At 69.7% G+C, this 17035-nt stretch carries 15 protein-coding genes and 1 pseudogene; 5 read left to right on the top strand and 11 right to left on the bottom strand.

Annotation, left to right across the window (positions count from 1 at the left end; translation table 11 throughout):
* Positions 1 to 3 precede the first annotated feature (3 nt).
* From CXR04_RS14505 to hemL, 4 genes are all read right to left on the bottom strand, one after another.
* The gene (locus CXR04_RS14505; protein ID WP_101422527.1) at positions 4 to 759 is read right to left on the bottom strand and encodes a cytochrome c biogenesis CcdA family protein; all 756 of its coding nucleotides are present in this window, start codon (positions 757 to 759) and stop codon (positions 4 to 6) included.
* An 8-nt stretch (positions 760 to 767) separates the two neighbouring features.
* Positions 768 to 1367, bottom strand: a complete 600-nt coding sequence (locus tag CXR04_RS14500) for a TlpA family protein disulfide reductase (RefSeq protein ID WP_101422525.1) — start codon at positions 1365 to 1367, stop codon at positions 768 to 770.
* A gap of 181 nt (positions 1368 to 1548) precedes the next feature.
* Positions 1549 to 2259 carry a histidine phosphatase family protein gene (locus CXR04_RS14495; protein ID WP_234380223.1) on the bottom strand — a complete coding sequence of 237 codons (711 nt, stop codon included), beginning with the start codon at positions 2257 to 2259 and terminating at the stop codon, positions 1549 to 1551.
* Between the two features lies 1 nt (position 2260).
* Complete coding sequence (hemL, locus tag CXR04_RS14490) at positions 2261 to 3631, bottom strand: glutamate-1-semialdehyde 2,1-aminomutase (RefSeq protein ID WP_101426371.1); 1371 nt, start codon at positions 3629 to 3631, stop codon at positions 2261 to 2263.
* Between the two features lie 126 nt (positions 3632 to 3757).
* Between hemL and CXR04_RS14485 the strand changes: the two genes are divergently transcribed.
* Positions 3758 to 4318: a hypothetical protein gene (locus CXR04_RS14485; protein ID WP_173534870.1), complete on the top strand. Its 561-nt coding sequence runs from the start codon at positions 3758 to 3760 to the stop codon at positions 4316 to 4318.
* A gap of 219 nt (positions 4319 to 4537) precedes the next feature.
* Here CXR04_RS14485 and CXR04_RS36905 read toward each other — a convergent pair.
* The 4 genes and pseudogenes from CXR04_RS36905 to CXR04_RS14465 form a co-directional block, all read right to left on the bottom strand.
* Positions 4538 to 5230: pseudogene (locus CXR04_RS36905) on the bottom strand (tyrosine-type recombinase/integrase); the annotation flags it as partial.
* Between the two features lie 81 nt (positions 5231 to 5311).
* The gene (locus CXR04_RS14475; protein WP_101422522.1) at positions 5312 to 5986 is read right to left on the bottom strand and encodes a hypothetical protein; all 675 of its coding nucleotides are present in this window, start codon (positions 5984 to 5986) and stop codon (positions 5312 to 5314) included.
* A 35-nt stretch (positions 5987 to 6021) separates the two neighbouring features.
* Positions 6022 to 6954 (bottom strand): 5'-methylthioadenosine/S-adenosylhomocysteine nucleosidase family protein, encoded by a 933-nt coding sequence (locus CXR04_RS14470; RefSeq protein WP_101422520.1) that lies wholly within the window; start codon positions 6952 to 6954, stop codon positions 6022 to 6024.
* Entirely contained in the window at positions 6951 to 8702 is a 1752-nt protein-coding gene (locus CXR04_RS14465) for a hypothetical protein (RefSeq protein WP_101422518.1), read from the bottom strand. Before CXR04_RS14465 ends, CXR04_RS14470 begins: the two co-directional genes overlap by 4 nt.
* An 86-nt stretch (positions 8703 to 8788) precedes the next feature.
* Here CXR04_RS14465 and CXR04_RS14460 point away from each other — a divergent pair, with 86 nt between their 5' ends.
* Positions 8789 to 9511, top strand: coding sequence for an NUDIX hydrolase (locus CXR04_RS14460; protein WP_101422517.1), 723 nt, complete (start codon positions 8789 to 8791; stop codon positions 9509 to 9511).
* 689 nt (positions 9512 to 10200) lie between these two features.
* On the top strand, positions 10201 to 10506 hold the full coding sequence (locus CXR04_RS36660; RefSeq protein WP_324843326.1) for an imine reductase family protein: 306 nt from the start codon (positions 10201 to 10203) through the stop codon (positions 10504 to 10506).
* 376 nt (positions 10507 to 10882) lie between these two features.
* Here CXR04_RS36660 and CXR04_RS14450 read toward each other — a convergent pair whose 3' ends face one another.
* Together CXR04_RS14450 and CXR04_RS14445 are read right to left on the bottom strand one after the other, a co-directional pair.
* Positions 10883 to 12355 carry a DEAD/DEAH box helicase gene (locus CXR04_RS14450; RefSeq protein ID WP_101422515.1) on the bottom strand — a complete coding sequence of 491 codons (1473 nt, stop codon included), beginning with the start codon at positions 12353 to 12355 and terminating at the stop codon, positions 10883 to 10885.
* A gap of 186 nt (positions 12356 to 12541) precedes the next feature.
* The gene (locus tag CXR04_RS14445; protein WP_101422513.1) at positions 12542 to 12745 is read right to left on the bottom strand and encodes a cold-shock protein; all 204 of its coding nucleotides are present in this window, start codon (positions 12743 to 12745) and stop codon (positions 12542 to 12544) included.
* Positions 12746 to 13523: 778 nt separating this feature from the next.
* On the opposite strand from CXR04_RS14445, the gene CXR04_RS14440 reads away from it, so the two are divergent.
* Positions 13524 to 14573 (top strand): fatty acid desaturase family protein, encoded by a 1050-nt coding sequence (locus tag CXR04_RS14440; protein ID WP_101422512.1) that lies wholly within the window; start codon positions 13524 to 13526, stop codon positions 14571 to 14573.
* A gap of 451 nt (positions 14574 to 15024) precedes the next feature.
* A complete protein-coding gene (locus CXR04_RS14435; protein ID WP_101422510.1) occupies positions 15025 to 15840 on the top strand; it encodes an SAM-dependent methyltransferase in 816 nt (271 codons plus the stop codon).
* An 80-nt stretch (positions 15841 to 15920) separates the two neighbouring features.
* On the opposite strand, the gene CXR04_RS14430 is transcribed toward CXR04_RS14435, so the two are convergent.
* The gene (locus CXR04_RS14430) at positions 15921 to 17012 is read right to left on the bottom strand and encodes an esterase-like activity of phytase family protein (RefSeq protein WP_101422508.1); all 1092 of its coding nucleotides are present in this window, start codon (positions 17010 to 17012) and stop codon (positions 15921 to 15923) included.
* Positions 17013 to 17035 lie beyond the last annotated feature (23 nt).

Here is a 17035-nt window from a genome sequence, read left to right as displayed (position 1 = left end):
GGCTCAGATCCCCACAGTGAAGTTCGACGTCCAGACCTGCATCTCGTTGATGATGCGGTCCCAGATGCCCGTGAGTAGCAGGATGCCGGTCACGACGAGCATGCCGCCGCCGATTCGCATGACCCACACATAGTGCTGCTTGACCCAGGCGAACGCCCCGAGCGCCCGCCGGAAGGCGATGGCGGCGACGATGAACGGCAGCCCCAGGCCCACGCAGTACGCGACCGTGAGCAGCGCGCCGCGGCCGGCGCTGGCCTCGTTCGTGGACAGGGCGAGCACCGAGATCAGCGTCGGGCCGATGCACGGCGTCCAGCCGATGCCGAAGACCATGCCGAGCATCGGCGCCCCGGCGAGACCCACCGCGGGCCGCTTGTGGATCCGGAACTCCCGCTGCGTGAACCCGCCGAGGGTGCGGCCCAGTATCCCCATGAACGTCAGCCCGAGCAGTATCGTCAGCGCGCCGACGACCTTGGAGATCGTCTCCCGGTGCTCCAGCAGGTTGTTGCCGACGCCGCCGAAGAACGCGCCCGTCGAGACGAAGACCGCGGTGAAGCCGAGGACGAAGAGCCCGGCGCCGGCGGCCATCCGGCCGCGGCGGGCGTTCTCCAGGTCGGTGCCGCTGACCCCGGTGACGTAGCTGAGATAGCCGGGCACGAGCGGCAGCACGCACGGGGAGAAGAAGGACACGAGGCCGCCGAGCACCGCGACCGGCAGGGCCAGCAGCAGGGCCCCGGTCAGCACGGTCTGGTTCGGCTCCATGGCTTACGTCACTTCTCCTCGATGACCGGTTCGAGCGCCTTGCGCAGCTCCTTCTCGGAGAGCGGCTTGAGGGCCCGTACGGCGATCTTCCCCTCGCGGTCGAGGATGAGCGTGGAGGGGATCGCCTGTGGCGAGAGGCTGTTCTCGGGGAACTTCAGGATCAGCTTGCCCGACGGGTCGTACAGGCTCGGGTACTCGATCTTGAAGGAGCGGTCGAACGCCTGGGCGTTGGCCACGTCGAGGTCGCGGGTGTTGATGCCGACGAACTGCACGCCGCGGTCGGCGGTGTCCTCGGAGACCTTGCGCAGGTTCGGCGCCTCGGCGCGGCAGGGGGCGCACCAGGAGCCCCACACGTTGAGGACGACGACCTTGCCCCGGTAGTCGGCGAGCGCGAGTTCCTCGCCGTCGGTGGTCTCGCCGGAGATGTCCGGCGCGGCGAGGCGCTCGCTCGCCTTCACCACGGTGAGCTGGCCGGTGCCGCTGACGAACTGGGTGTTGCCACCGGACGACGTCGCGTCCTCGCCGCACGCGGTCAGCGCCAGCGCGCCGGCGACGGCCGCGGCGGCGGCCGCGAGGGTCCGGCGGTGGAGCCTCCTCGCAGAAATCATGTGAAAAGTTTCGCATGGCCCGGAGAGGGATCTTCTCCACCCCCCTCTAGCGCCGCGCGGCGGGACGGAGGGGCTGCTCAGCGGGTCCGCGGGGGGCCGTCGGTCGTACGCCGCCGGGGCCGGGGCATGCGCGGCCGGGGGCCGCCGCTCCGCGTACGGGCCCGGGCGGGCCGCGCGGGCGCTACGCCCGCGGGGCGTTGGCCGCCGCGCCGCGGATGGCGCCCCGGCCGAACTTGCGCTGCGCCCCCGCGAGGAGGTGCGGCGGCACGAGGTCGCGGGCGGGCTCGCTGTAGCCGACGGAGACGATGTCGTCGCCGTCGAACGTGAACGACGTCAGCGACGCCAGCGTGCACTGCCGCGACCGTGGGTCGTGCCACAGCCGCCGGCCCTCGGCGAAGCTGCGCAGGATCCAGATGGGCAGTTGGTGGCTGACGCAGACGGCCTCGTGACCACGGGCGGCCTCGCGGGCGGACTGCAGCGCGCCCATCATCCGTACGACCTGGTCGATGTACGGCTCGCCCCAGGAGGGGCGGAAGGGGTTGGTGAAGTACTTCCAGTTCGCCGGCTTGCGCAGCGCGCCGTCGCCGACGCCGAACGCCTTGCCCTCGAAGACGTTGGCCGCCTCGATGAGCCGGTCGTCGCCGGCGACCTCCAGGCCGTGCGCCTTCGCGACGGGCGCGGCGGTCTCCTGCGCGCGCTCCAGCGGGGAGGCGACGACGTACCGCACGTCGCGCGCGGCGAGGTGCTCCGCCACGCGCTCGGCCATCCGCCGGCCCAGGTCGGAGAGGTGGTAGCCGGGGTTGCGGCCGTAGAGGACGCCGTCGGGGTTGTGGACCTCACCGTGGCGTACGACGTGCACGACGGTGAGATTCTCTTCATCTTTACCGCGCATGTCAGCCATTTTGGACGTCCTGCTCCCCGGCCGCCGACCCGCCCCCGGCTTCGGCACCCGCTTCGGCCGCCGCACGGGCCGCGACGGGCAGCGCCCGGGCGATCCGCTCCATCGCAACGTCGTCCAGGGCGGTGGAGACGAACCAGCACTCGAAGGCGGACGGCGGCAGGTACACGCCCTCGGCGAGCATGGCGTGGAAGAAGGCCGTGAACTGCTCCGTACGCTGTGCCTTCGCGCCCTCGTAGTCGATGACGGGGGAGCCGGAGTCGGTGAAGAAGACGGAGAACATGTTGCTCGCCGTCTGCACCCGGTGCGGCACGCCCTCCTTGGCCAGTGCCTCGGTGACGAGCCCACGGAGCTGCCGGGAGACGGCGTCCAGCGTGTCGTACGCCGCGTCGTCCAGGAGCCGGAGCTGCGCGAGCCCGGCGGCGGTGGCGACGGGGTTCCCGGAGAGCGTGCCCGCCTGGTACACCGGCCCGGCCGGCGCGAGCCGCCCCATGACGTCCGCCCGGCCGCCGAACGCGGCGGCCGGGAAGCCGCCGCCCATCACCTTGCCGAAGGTCATCAGGTCCGGGGTCACGCCGTCGACGCCGTACCAGCCGGCCCTGGAGGTGCGGAAGCCGGTCATCACCTCGTCGGACACGTACAGCGCGCCGTACTCGGCGCACAGGTCCTTCAGCCCCTGGTTGAAACCGGGCAGCGGCGGCACCGTGCCCATGTTCCCGGGGGACGCCTCGGTGATCACGCAGGCGATGTCCCCGGGGTGCTCTTCGAACGCCGCGCGGACGGCTGCCAAATCGTTATACGGCAGTACGAGGGTCTCGCCGGCCTGCGCGCCGGTGACCCCGGGGGTGTCCGGCAGCCCGAGCGTGGCGACCCCGGAGCCGGCCGCGGCGAGCAGCGCGTCGACGTGCCCGTGGTAGCAGCCGGCGAACTTCACGACCTTCGCCCGCCCGGTGAACCCGCGCGCCAGCCGGATCGCCGACATCGTCGCCTCGGTGCCGGAGGAGACGAGTCGTACCTGCTCAGCGGGGGTGACCCGGGACACGATCTCCTCTGCGAGCGCCACCTCGCCGGCGCCCGGGGTGCCGAACGACGTCCCGCGCGCGACGGCCTCCTGCACCGCGGCGGTCACCTCGGGGTGCGCATGGCCGAGGATCATCGGTCCCCACGAGCAGACGAGGTCGACGTACTCGCGACCGTCGGCGTCCGTCAGGTACGGACCCTGCCCCGACACCATGAACCGGGGCGTACCGCCCACGGCGCGGAACGCACGCACCGGAGAGTTCACGCCGCCGGGGGTCACGGCGGCCGCACGGTCGTAGAGCTTCTGCGAGACTGGAGCCTGGTACGGATAAGTCACGCAAGCCATGGTCTCAGAGTCGCAAGGCGACCCGCGTCGGGGTGTTTCGCGGGCCGGCTGCTGGGGATGTAGCTGAGACGATGATCGGGTTGCGCGGCGGGGGCAGTGCACATCTGAGAGCAGTCGGGTGGAGATATGCATCGCGGTGGCGAACTGGGCGAAGGGACCGATGACCGAGGGCCCCGGCGCGCCAGGTCGGGACGCCATCGCCGGGTGAACCACGGCGGCGAGGGCGTGAACAAGAACGACGGCCGGTCGGGCGGCGTGACGTACAAGTACTTCGGCGCGCCCGACGGCGCGACGGCGGCCCGCGTGCCGATCTCCATGCGCCCGGAGGAACTCGGCGGCGACGAACTCGGGCAGGGCGGGCTCTTCGCCAAGGTGAAGCCCGAGACGATGTCCGCGATGGTCCTCACGGGCATCGAGGGCATACCGCTGCACAAGGTCCCGCCCCTGGAACTCGTCGTCCTCCACCCCGACTACGCGGTGGTCCGCCTCCCCATGACGGTGGTCGACCCCCTCCGCGGCATCGGCGAGGAGGAGGTCGGCGCCGCCGCCTTCATCTGGTCCACGGTCCCCGACCGCGGCGGCCCCCGCGACGCCTTCGACGTCTACCGGATGCTCCACGAATGGCAGGAGTTCGCCGACAGGCTGCATGAGGCGGGCCACCAGCCGTACTGCCTGGTCTGGCCCTGACCTGCGATCTAGTGGGCTCACGGTCTCGGTTGCAGGAGCAGGCTTAGGGGTCTCACGAAGGCGGTGATCAGGCCGCCAGGGCACATTGAGGGCACATGCCGGAGTGATCTCCGGGGGATGTGCCCTCTGTCGTGTCCGGCCCGTCCTTGCCGGCGCCGGCACCCAGGACGGCGTCGATCGCCTGACGGGTCCGGCCTCGCTCTGCGGCATGAGGTGGGTGTACGTCCGCAGCGTGAAGCCGGGGTCGGAGTGCCCGAGGTACTCGGAGAGCGCCTTGATGCTCTCCCCGGCGTCGAGGAGCACCGAGGCGTACGTGTGCCGGAGGGCATGCATGCCGTCGTCGGGCGCGGCGGCCATGTACTTGGCCCCGCGCTCGCGGGGAGGGATGACCTCGGCGGCGACGAGCGCGCGCTTCCAGTCGCCCTGGTTGAAGACGCTCCGGTTGTAGGCGTTGCCCTTGGCGTCCGTGAAGATCAGCCGGTGCGTCTGCGGCTCACCGTCCGGCGTGGCCCAGGGCAGGGTGATGTCGGTTGCGGGGAACTTCTTCAGGTGCTGCTTCAGCACCTTGGCCAGTTCGTCAGGCAGCGGCACGGAGCGAATCCGATCGCCCTTCGGCAGAGCGAAGACCTTCTTGCTGCGTACCAGCCGTATCTGGCGTCTGACGTGGATGAGCTTGCGGGCGAAGTCGATGTCGCCTTCGGCGACGCCGAAGATCTCTCCCTGGCGGAGTCCGCAGCCGAAGCCCAGCGAGCCGCCGGCCGTGAAGCGGTCGGGGAGGCCGGAGATCACCGCCTGAACCCTGTCGAGTGTCCACGGCACCACCGGCTTCTTCGCGTGCTTCGGCAGCTTCACGGAACTGGACCGGCACGGGTTCCGAGCCAGGAGACCGTCCTCGACGGCCGCGTCCAGCATGCCCACCAGAACGTCGAGGACACAGCCCCTGATCACCAGCAGTCCCCACCTGGTGTCTCGGCGCTCGCATACCTGGCGGCTTCAGAGAAGGCCGTCAGAGACGGTGGGGTGGATGGGGGAACTGTGCATCCACGCTATGTCGAACTGCTGAAGTGCGATGGTGTACAAGAGGCTCGGTGCCCGGACATACAGGCAAGGCGTGTTTCTGCCGTGTGTGGAGCTGCTGTAAAAGGTCAGGAAGGCCGCTTGGTCCGTTGCGATCACACGGCAGGTGTTGGGCAGGTTGAACTCATGGAGTTCGACATTGCTCCGCAAGGACGTGACGTGGGCGAGGTAGTCCACGTTCGTCCGCACCTGATTCCTGAGCAGGTCAGGAGTGTATCCGGGGTCGAATCGCTCGATGTCATGCGAGCGTCGATCGAGCCAGGAGTCTCCCCGGGGCCGGGAGTCGGGCAGGAGGACTTGGACGGAGTCGGGTGACAGTTCCCCGGACCACACAGGGGAGAACGCCTCGCGAGTGAGCACGTTTCCGCGTCCCGACAACACCTTGATCCAGCGGGCGCGGCGGAGGTCGCGTGCGATGTCCTGTTCGGCGGACGACTGCCGGCGGTAGACGCGGCGGAGACCGGTGCCGGTGAACGAGGAGCAGGCGGCGATCAGCCACCACAGCGGGCGTGAGCCGCGGAGGAGGCCGAACCCGAGGGCGATCGCGCTGGCGATCAGTGAACTGCCTATCCCGAGGAGGAAGGGGGTCATCCGAACCATCTCCTGTGACTGCGTGGCATCACCCGTCAGGACTGCGGTGAGCAGATGAAGGGAAGGAGCTCCCGCAAGACGTGCGCGGCGTTCCGGGCCGCGAGTTCGTGATACTCGTGACCCTTCTTCTCATCGGCGTTGTCGGACACGCCTCTGATAACGATCCAGCCGGGGTTCTCCGCACCATGGACGGAGTGCTCCTGCCAGTACTGGCTGAGCCCTCCGGCTTCCATGTCCACGGCCAGGACCTTTTCGTGGTAGCCCTTGAGGTAGTGCCGGATCTCGCTGTCCCGGTCCGCGATGACGGCCTCTCCCGACCCGATCAGTCCCGGGTAGACGTCGAATTCCTCCGGGGCGCCCGATAGGAGTCGGCGGTGCAGGTGTGCCGGCATCCCGTTCTCCGCGAAGAAGGCGTTGGCGGCGTGGACGACCGGGGCAGGTGCCTGGCGGTGTTCCCCGCGGCGCCGGATGTCACCGTGTGGGTTGATCTTGCGGTTCTCGTAGTAGACGACGTCGGTGGAGACGATGACGTTGCCGATGCGGGCACGCTCGGTGTCGATGCCGCCGCCCACGCCGACCATGGCCCACAGCCGCGGCGCGTAGTGGCGGTGCAGGTTCTCCAGGGCCGCCATCGCCGACCGCTGGCCCTGGCTCTGACTCTGGGTGGCCACCACACGGACGGTCGAATCCGGAGTGGTGAGGCTGCCCCGGTAGAAGTAGAGGCCACCGGGATTTTTGTGCCGGCGTAGGTCCAACTCCTCTACCACCGCGCGTAATTCATCGCTCAGGATGGTGACCACGCCGATGTCCCACGTGGAGGTGGGATCGGAGCTGCTCCCGTCGCCGCCGGAGGCGTCGCCGACGTGAGATGGTGTGGCTCCCCCGAGAACCTTGGCATGTTCTCCGATGGCGTTGTTGCTGAAATTATTGTTGCTCCCGTTACTGATGATCCCTCGGTTGCCGGTCATTGCTTTCCTCCTTCGCCGGAGTCGCCGGAGCCCGCGGGCTGATTCCCCGCGGCGCCGACGTGGGCGCCGTCACCCACCGCATTGTTGTTGAAGCTGTTATTGTCGCCGAAGTTGAAAATCCCGCTGTTGATGATCTTCAGGGCGCGATTCGTGAACTCGGATATGTCCACGTCCTTGGTGGACAGGAAGTCACTGGCAGCCCGGAGCAACCTCAGCTCGATTGTCTTCATCTGGCCCAGAATGTCGCTCTTTTCTAGCTGTACCTTGGACCACGCCTGACTCGCCTTCTCCCTGATACTCACCCGGCTCCCCGTCAAGATGTTGCGCCTCGGCTCACTGGTGAGGTCGCGGGGGAGTACGGCGGCCTTTCCCAGCGCACGGAGGTGACGGACGACCCGCCACGACTTCTGAATCTCCTGCGGCAGCGTGCCCAGTTCGCAGAACGCGGACGAGATCACGGCCATGGCACCTTGCTGACCGAATTCCTCGGTCCGCTGGAAGGAGCGCGGCGTGTGGGCGAGAACGCAGGCCGCCATGAAGATACTCAACGTCCTTCCCTGGACGCTGACGCGCAGCAGGACGGTCGCAACGAACTCCGAACCCGCCATGGGAGCTGTGACTTCGAGGAAGTGGTGCCGTCTGGCTCCCGGGGTGTTGATGACGGCTCGCAGCTCGCCGTCGTCCAGGGGCAGCGCGAGGGACGGATCGGCCGCCACGTCGGTCTCGGCCACGTAGACGCGGTCACGGACCTGGATGGGGAGCCGGACATCCTGGCTGTCGGTGTCGAGCAGCCGCATCGCCTCGCGCAGGTGGTCTACCAGTTCGTGCGTCTGGAAGGGCGGTTCGCGGTGTTCGAGGTCATGGAGCTGCGCACCGTCGTCCTCGCTCGGGCGCAACAGCTGGATGTTCATCGGCGGGTTCCACTGATAGACGAGTTCACCGGCCCCGACGAAGGGTGATCTGTCCCCGAAGAGCGTGAAGAAGGTGAGACCCTCCTCCTCATCGTCGTCGTCCTCGCTGTGGCGGGGCCGGCGGTAGACCGCGCAGGCGTGCCGCTGCTGAAGGTCCGCAGCCCTCTGCCGGCCGGACAGGCGTGCGGGCCGGAGATTCCGCGCCCTCTGGATGCGGCTGAGCGTCAGCTGTCGCGTGGCGCCGACCCCGAGGTACAGGACCGCCATGCCCGTGGCGACGGCCATGGCCGCCAGCGCTTGGCCCGGATGGGAGACCGCGACTACCACCCCGGTCGCGGTCACCGAGAGCGCGACGACACGGATACGCCGGACCACGGGCGGCTTTTCGGCCTTCCACCAAGGAAAGACCAGCCTGAGGAGGTCCCTTTCGAAGATCACGAGTTCCCAGTCGCGGCGTTTCGATGTCCTCTTCGGCTGCTGCTTCCGATCGGCTTCCCGCAGCATCCTCGTGACGCGCAGCAGCCAGAGCAGGGCGAGGCCGCACCCGAGGAGGACGGCGCACGGCAGGGCACCGGCCAGGGCCGGGACGGCTACCGCTCCCACCAAAGCCAGGCGCAGGACGGTGGACAGCGCCGCGGCTCGCCATGCGTGGCGCATGACGGGGACGATGTCGAACCCGTAGGAGGGGGCGACCCTCCGGTACGGGGCAGTACACACCTCGTCGATCACTAGATCGCGGAAGCGTTCGTCGACGTAGACGCCCGCGCATAAGTGGCGCGTGGCCGCGGTGGGTTCATCGGCCGTTTCCTTGGGCGGCAGTGCATGTGCGCTGATCATGCTGTGCCCCTACCTCGCGGGGTTAAGGTCCATGAGACTATAAATGCCCAGGCATCTTTAAGTCAATATGACCTTTAGGGGTTCCGATGAACGACCAGTTGAAGGGCGCCGCCGAGGTGGAGCCGTCGTGGGTCACCGTGGACCTGGCGATCTTCACCGTCAGGAGCGAGCGGTTGATGGTGCTCCTGATCGATCGCGGGCGGCAGCCGTACCTCGGCCGGGCCGCGCTTCCCGGCGGCTACGTCCGTAAGAACGAGACTCTGCGCGCCGGGGCCCTGCGCGAGCTACGGGAGGAGGCCGGGATCGACGGCAGCCGGCTTCACCTGGAGCAGCTCGGCGCGTACGGGGATCCGCCACGTGACCCGAGAGGGCGCGTCGTCACCGTCGCCTACCTCGCCCTGGGGCCGAACCTTCCCGTGCCCGTGGGCGGCACCGACGCCGAACGCGCCTACTGGGCCCCAGTATCGGACATTACAAGCGCCACCGTCCGATTGGCGTTCGACCACTCCGACATCATCGCGGAAGCCCTGGAGGAGGTCCGCAGGAAGCTGGAGTACACCGCCATCGCGACAGCCTTCTGCGGGGAGTCGTTCGCATTGAGCGAGCTGCGCAGGATCTACGAGGTGATCTGGGGGCAGCCCCTCGACCCGAGCAACTTTCGCCGCAAAGTGCTCAACACCAAGGGCTTCGTCCGAGCCACCGGGGAACAGCGACTACCATCCACCGGCCGCCCAGCCGCCCTCTACCGCCGGGGGGAAGCGTGGCTGCTCAGCCCGCCTTTGCTGCGAAGCAACGGACAGGGCACATAGCCCGCCCACGGCTGGCTTTCTCCCGCCCCTTCCCTCGCCTCCTGCACGCAGCACCTGCAGACCTGGAAGGGCGAGTGGCTGCTCACAACTCCGCGATCGCGACCGTCCGCTTCAACCTCGGCAGCAAGTACATCAGTGACGCCATCGCCAACCGCCCTTGAGGGCCCAGCCCGTGCACGGAGGCAGTGACTAGCTGCAGTTTCAGTTGCATTCAACGCCGTTCAGCACGGTTCGACCGAAGGACGGCCGCCTCGTCCACCGTAGGTCAGGACCGCTGACGGAGCCCCCTAAACCCCCGGGCGAGCAGTTGGAAAGCGGGTTGAGGTGAGGTCGCTCGGCAAAGTTCCCCGCTCGGCTCTGTCTCGTCGAGGGCACATCCAGGGCACATGGGGGCCGAAATTGCCGGTGACCAGCCTCAACTGCTGAAGGTAGTTTTCGCTGGTCACCGGCAATATCGGTGCATCGTCGCAGGTCAGCGATCCGCTGTGATCACTGGCTCCACGAATGGCAGGAGTTCGCCGACAGGCTGCATGAGGCGGGCCACCAGCCGTACTGCCTGGTCTGGCCCTGACCTGCGGATTTATGGCCTCGTGAACCCGAGCGACCGAGGCAGCTTGGAGGCCGGGCGGACGCTCTACGCACCACGCATCGACGCCGGGAACCACGAAGGCGACGTCGACGACGTAGGCATGGCGGTGGCCGGCCTGACGCATGTCGTGCGCACAGCCGAGGATTCAGGCGTCGACCCGTCCGTCCCGGCCGCGGTCCTCGAACTCTTCGGCCGCGCAGTCGCCGCCGACCGCGAACGCGGCAGCCTGACCAGTCTCATCGAGCTGTGGTGGTTTTCCGCGGTGGCCGGTGCTGTCGTCCAGGAGGCGAAACCAGCGGCGGGCGAAACTGGCGGCGCTGCGGTTGTGGCCGGCCTCCATCAGACGCAGGATCAGCACCGCGGGGTCGATCCAGGGTGGCGCGGTTCAGGGGGCTTGTGCAGGTGAGGTAACTGTTGACGAGTCGGGACGTATTCGAGTCGGGGCAGCCCGTGCCGGATCGGTATTGCTCAACTGCATTCGGCGAAGCCTGTACTGCTTGCCGGGGGCACGCATCGCAGGGGTCCCCAGGAGTTGCGACGGCACCCGAGCCGGCGGAGGCAAGCCAGGCCACATGGCGTCCGAAAGCGCCACCGGCCGGCGGAGAGCAGTGAAGGGCTGTTTCTGCTGGCAGCAACTGCGTCGTCCGGCCCTGCGGCGACCTGCCGCCAGGGCGTCATCCCGCGAGCCGAGTCGGTGCTGCGGGCGTCACCGAGCGGCAGGGGTTCCGAGCGCGTGTTCCGCCGGGCCTCCATCAGCGTGGCGGCCGGGCTGAGCTGTGGCGCTATGCGGCCGCCCTGCGTGGCGTCGTCTTCTTCGGGAAGCGGGTGCGCGAGGACGCGCGCTGGGGCTGGGCGGTGTTGCCGCGCCGGCCGCTGCGTCCTTTGGCGTTCTGGCGCTTGACGGGCGTCACGGCGGCTGCGGAGTCTGCGGTGAGGGTGACGGGGACGCCGGACGGGGCGCGGGCGCCGGTGATGCGGGCGAGTTCCGTGCTGCCGGGCCGGATGCTCGTGATGTGTGCGGTGATGCCGGCGGTGGCGGTCAGGCTGGTCATCTCGCGGCGCTGGTCGGGCAGGACGAGGGTCACCACCCTGCCGGACTCGCCGGCGCGAGCCGTGCGGCCGCTGCGGTGGAGGTAGTCCTTGTGGTCGGCGGGCGGGTCGACGTTGACGACCAGGTCGAGGTCGTCGATGTGGATGCCGCGGGCGGCGACGTTGGTGGCGACCAGTGCGGTGATGTCTCCGCGCTTGAACCGTTCGAGGGTGCGGGTGCGCTGGGACTGGGACTTGCCGCCGTGCAGCGCGGCGGCCCTTATCCCGTTGGCCAGCAGGTGCCGGGTCAGCCGGTCGGCGCCGCGCTTGGTGTGCAGGAACAGCAGCACACGGCCGTCGCGTGCGGCGATGTGGGTGGCGGCCGTCCGCTTGTCGCCGTCCGTGACGTGCAGTACGTGGTGCTCCATCGTCGTCACGGTGGCGGCCGACGGGTCGACCGAGTGGACGACCGGGTCGGTGAGGAAGCCCCGTACCAGCCGGTCGACGTTATGGTCCAGCGTTGCCGAGAACAGCATCCGCTGGCCGTCTGCCCGCACCTGCCGCAGCAGGGCGGTGACTTGGGGCAGGAAGCCCATGTCGGCCATCTGGTCGGCTTCGTCCAGCACGGTGATGCGTACCTGGTCCAGGTGGCAGTCGCGGCGGTCGATCAGATCCCGCAGCCGTCCCGGGGTGGCCACGACCACTTCGGCGCCGTCGCGCAGCGCGGTGGCCTGCCGTGCCAGGGACGTGCCGCCGACCACCGTGGCGAGGCGCAGATGCGCTGCCCGGGCGTAGGGGGTGAGGGCCTCCGTGACCTGCTGGGCCAGTTCGCGGGTGGGCACGAGGACGAGCGCGAGCGGGTGGCGAGGGCCGGCACTCCGGCCGGCGGTACGGGCCAGCAGGGCCAGGCCGAACGCCAGGGTCTTGCCCGAGCCGGTGCGGCCGCGGCCGAGGACGTCCCGGCCGGCCAGGGAGTCGGGGAGGGTGGCCGCCTGGATGGGGAACGGCACGCTCACACCCTGGTGATGCAGCGTCGTCAGCAGAACGGGCGGCATGTCCAGGTCGGCGAACGACGCGGCCGGGGGCAGCGCAGGTGTGCTGTTCGCCGGCAGCGCGAACTCGCCCTGCGCGGCGGCGGGTTTCCGTCGCCCCGGTCGGCGGGGGTTCTGACCACGCGAACGGCGGCGGGCCGGGTTGTCGGGGGTTTGGCGTGTGTTGCGGTGCATGGGAGCTCCTCGTCACGGCGCGTGTCGAGGAGCTCCCGGCGGAGACGAGCCGCACGGGAGCCGCAGGAACGGGCCGGGGAATGGGCGAACGGCGGCGCGGTGCGCTCCGGACGCGGGGCACGGGCCCGCGCGGTACAGCCCCGCCGGCCCGTGCTTGTGACTTGCGCCACGTCCTCGGATCAGGGTTCAGATGAGGGTGATGTTCTCCGCCTGCAGGCCCTTCTGCCCCTGGGTGGCGTCGAACTCCACCCGCTGGCCCTCGGCCAGCTCACGGAAGCCCTGGGCGTTGATGTTGGAGTGATGGGCGAAGACGTCGGCGCCGCCGTCGTCCTGGGTGATGAAGCCGAAGCCCTTTTCACTGTTGAACCACTTCACGGTGCCGGTGGCCATGTCTTTTTCTCCTTTGGTGGCTGTGCCGGAGATCCGCACGATGCGTGATCCAGCGTCGCCGCGATGATTACCAGGTCCGGAAAGCACCGAAAAAACAGAAATGCGCCTGAGGTCAAAGCCAGCAGGCGCACACAAAGTACATGGGAACCACAACTGCAACTTTTCCCAGCGTAGCACGGGCGACCCGCGACCCTGGTTCTGCAGGCCGCAGCAGGCCGGACCTCCGGTGATCCCGCACTGTGCCTCGATGGAGCTCCTGGGACAGGCCGCGGCCCGATTTCGGCGTCCCGTGACCTCCCGCTCTTTGACATCGGCGCGAAAAATACGTCCAATGGGGCGCAAGCGCCTCCGGCCTCGATCGGCTGCGCACAATCGAATCCTGGCAGCGGGTGCTTCGCATCGAGTACGCGATGTGATCCGCGCGATAGTCGCAAAAGCCGGTGTGGACCTGGTCGTTTACCGCGGCATCCACTCCACGAAGTTCCCGGGAAGTCAGGACGGGGCGTGGCACGGGGACGACCGCGGCAAGGCCGCCCTGCCCCCGGGCCGCCATTCACCTCCGCCGACCTGGCCCGCCGCCTGCCCACGCTTCCCCTGGCCGTCGGGAACCGCAGCCCGATGGCACGGGGCAGGGTCCGCACACACATCACCCCGTGAACGCGGGTGCGACAACGGCCGGGAGGAGATCCCCGATGTCCTCCCGGCCCGCCTCACCGCCGTTCCCCGGGACGACCGGCGGGAGACCACGTACGCAACGCCGAAGAAGGGACCCACCACCATGACCGCATCCTCAGCTCCCTCAGCCCGTGCCCGGCCGCCGGACGAGTCCGGCAGTGACTTCTCCCGGCTGGCGAAGAAGATCTCCGACGCCGGGCTGATGGCCCGCCGCCCCGGCTACTACACGGTCCGCATCACGACCGTGGCCGCGTGCTACGCCGCAGCCTGGACCGTCTTCGGGTTCGTCGGTGCCAGTTGGTGGACGCTGGCGGTCGCCGCCGCACTCGCCCTGGTCTTCGGCCAGGTCGCCCTGGTCGCCCACGACGTGGCGCACCGCCAGGTGTTCCGGCTGCGCCGGGCCAGCAGCGCGTCCGGCCGGGTCGCCGGAGCCGCCATCGGCATGGGCTACGAATGGTGGCAGGACAAGCACACCCGCCACCACGCCAACCCCAACCACGAAGAGCGCGACCCCGACCTCGCCCCCGACATCCTGGTCTGGACGCCCGGCCAGGCCCGCGCCGCCCGGGGACTGCCCCGCCTGCTCGGCCGCTGGCAGGCCGCGCTGTTCTTCCCGCTCCTCACCCTTGAGGGCATCAACCTGCACGTCGCCGGCGTCCGTGCGCTGGCGGGCCGCCAGGTCAAGCACCGAACGCTGGAAGGCACCCTGCTGTTCGGGCACATCGCGGGGTATCTGGCGGTGCTGTTCCTGGTCCTGCCGCCGGGCATGGCGCTCGCCTTCCTCGCCGTCCACCAGGGCCTGTTCGGCCTCTACCTCGGTTCCATCTTCGCCCCCAACCACAAGGGCATGCCGACACTGTCCGGCCGTGATCTCCCGGACTTCCTGCGCCGCCAGGTGCTCACCTCGCGCAACGTGCGCGGCGGCCGGTTCCTCGACCTGGCGCTGGGCGGGCTGAACTACCAGATCGAGCACCACCTCTTCCCGAGCATGCCCAGCCCGCATCTGTCGAAGGCCCAGGTCATCGTCCGGCGTCACTGCCAGGAGCTGGGTGTGTCCTACGCGGAGACGGGGCTGTTCACCTCGTACAGGCAGGCCCTTCTCAGCCTCCACGAGGCCGGCGCCCCGCTGCGCGGCACTGCCCGGGCATCGTGACGTTCCGCTGTGGTCGGCCGCCGGGGATGACCACGGCGACCGGCAACGGCCACGCGGCGCCCGCACCGACCGCACGGCCGCGGTCGCTCCCCGTACCGGGCTTCGCGGAGGTCCGCACGCACAGAGAGGGCACACGCCGGAGTGATCTCCGGCGGGCGTGCCCTCTGTCGCATCCGCCTCGTCCTCGCCGGCGCCCACGACGGCGTCGATCGCTCGCCGGCGCCGGGCCCGACCCGGGTCGGGCCCGGTGGGAACGGTGATGACCTCGTCGCTGCCGCCCGTGCGGAGACGGCGTGCGGACTGCGCCGACCCGGGACTCCTGCCCGGTCGCTCCGGCCTCTCGGCCGTCCGCCTTGGCGGCGCACGATGCTTCTTTCAGCGGGCCGAAACCGACTTGTCTCCTGGGCCGGTCGACTAGGTTGTGGCGCACATTCGACACATGGGGAGGGCCATGGCCGACGAGCCGGCGCGCGTTGCCGAGGAGACGTTATCCAGGGTCGACTTCACCCTGCCGCACTCGGCCCGGGTCTGGAATTACCTGCTGGGCGGAAAGGACAACTACGCCCCCGACCGCGAGGTCGGCGAGCAGATCCTGGCGGCGTTTCCGAGCATTGCCCACATCGCCCGTCAGCAGCGGTCCTTCCTCGCCCGCGCGGTCCGCTTCCTGGTCAGGGAGGCAGGCGTACGCCAGTTCCTGGACATCGGCACCGGTCTGCCGACCGCGGACAACACCCATGAAGTGGCTCAGGCTGCCGCGCCGCAGTGCAGGATCGTCTACGTCGACAACGACCCTCTGGTGCTGGTGCACGCCCGTGCGTTGCTGACCAGCACGACCGAGGGGGCGTGCGCCTACCTCGACGCCGACGTGCGCGATCCCGGAGCGATCCTGCAAGCCGCGTCCGACACGCTGGACTTCGACCAGCCGATCGGTCTGATGATGCTGGGCATCCTCGGTCAGCTCCCCGACGACGATGACGCTCAGAGCATCGCGGGCCGGCTCCTGGACGGACTGCCGTCGGGCAGCTATCTGGCGCTCAGCGACGGTACCGACACCGACGAGGCGCTGAACGCGGCCATCGCCGCCTACAACGCGGGCTCGGCCAGTTCCTACCACCTGCGAAGCCCAGAACGTATCGCCGCATTCTTCGACGGGCTGGAACTGATCGAGCCCGGCGTCGTCATGACATCGGAGTGGCGGCCGGCACCTGGCGCTATCGGTACCCCCGTCGAGGTGGACGCGGTCTGCGGGATCGGCAGAAAGCCCTGACGCAAGGCGGCCGGGCACACCTGTCCTCCGTGAGTCCGGACTGCTCGGCAACTCCCTGAGGCGGGGCGGCGGGACGCATCTCAGCCGCCCACCAGGCGGAGGGAGTAAAGGCGGGTGATCTGCCGGGCTGAGGCGTTGTCATCCGATACCAGCACGAGGGTGCGGTGGCCGGTCAGGGTCATGCCTTCCACGTTGTCCAGCAGCGGGTTGGGCTGCGGCTGCGGCGATGTGGCCCCGGACGGCGGGCAGTCGGCCAGGTCCACCAGGAGCCGCTTGGTGAGGAAGACCCCGGCGCCGGCCCCGGTGAGCGACGGGAGGCCGGTGACGTCCGGCGCGCCGTGGAGCGAAACCCGGTAGATGCGGACGGTGTTGCCGACTCCTTCCGTGTAGCCGCGTTCCAGGGCCAGCAGGTGGTGACGGTCCAGCGCGGCCAGCTCGGCCAGGCCGAGACCGGGGTCGGCCCGGTAGGCGTACTGGGCCTGGGGGGCGAAGGCGCCGCCCGGCGTCCCGTCGTAGCGCAGGATGCGCAGCAGGCCGCGGTCCGCCTCGTCGTGGCCGTCGGCGTCGAGCGGGCCTTCCAGGCCGGCGTACAGGGTGCGGCCGTCCGGCGCCGCGGTCAGGGACTCGAAGGTCTGGTTGGCCGGGGCCTGCCCGGCCGGGGCGACCCGGAAGCGCGGCGGCACCGGCAGTTCGGCCGTCTGCCGGCCGTCGGACAGGCGGAACCGGCGGATGGACGGCTCGCGTTCCGAGGAGGCGAGCACCGTGCCCGCGGGTTCGGCGACCAGGCCCTCCCCGTCGAAGTCGGTCCCGGTGTACGGAGCACCGTCCGGGCGGCGCAGGACGGTGACGTCGCGTACCGCCGCCCCGACGTGCCCCGGAGCGCTGCGCACGGCCAGGTGGTAGAGCCTTGCCTCGTCGGCGTCGGTGTTGTCGGTCAGCGCCAGGACCGGCGAGCCCGCCCGGGCGCTCAGCGCGGAGAGCCCTGCGACCCGGGTTCCTTCGAAGGCGGTCTTGTCGAGGGCGTCGGAGAAGCCGGTCAGCGTCGTACCCGGCGAGCAGGCGGCAGGCCGGCCCGTCGGCGACGCGGCGGGCTCTGCGGGGGCTGCCGGGGCGGCCGGCGACGACACCGTCAGCAGCAGCGCGGGAAGCCCGGCCCGCCACCATCCGTTCATCAGGTCCTCCGGGAGTGTCGGGA

This window comes from Streptomyces sp. CMB-StM0423 (genome assembly GCF_002847285.1).
Lineage (GTDB): Bacteria > Actinomycetota > Actinomycetes > Streptomycetales > Streptomycetaceae > Streptomyces.
This window is presented reverse-complemented; position numbering and strand designations above follow the sequence as displayed.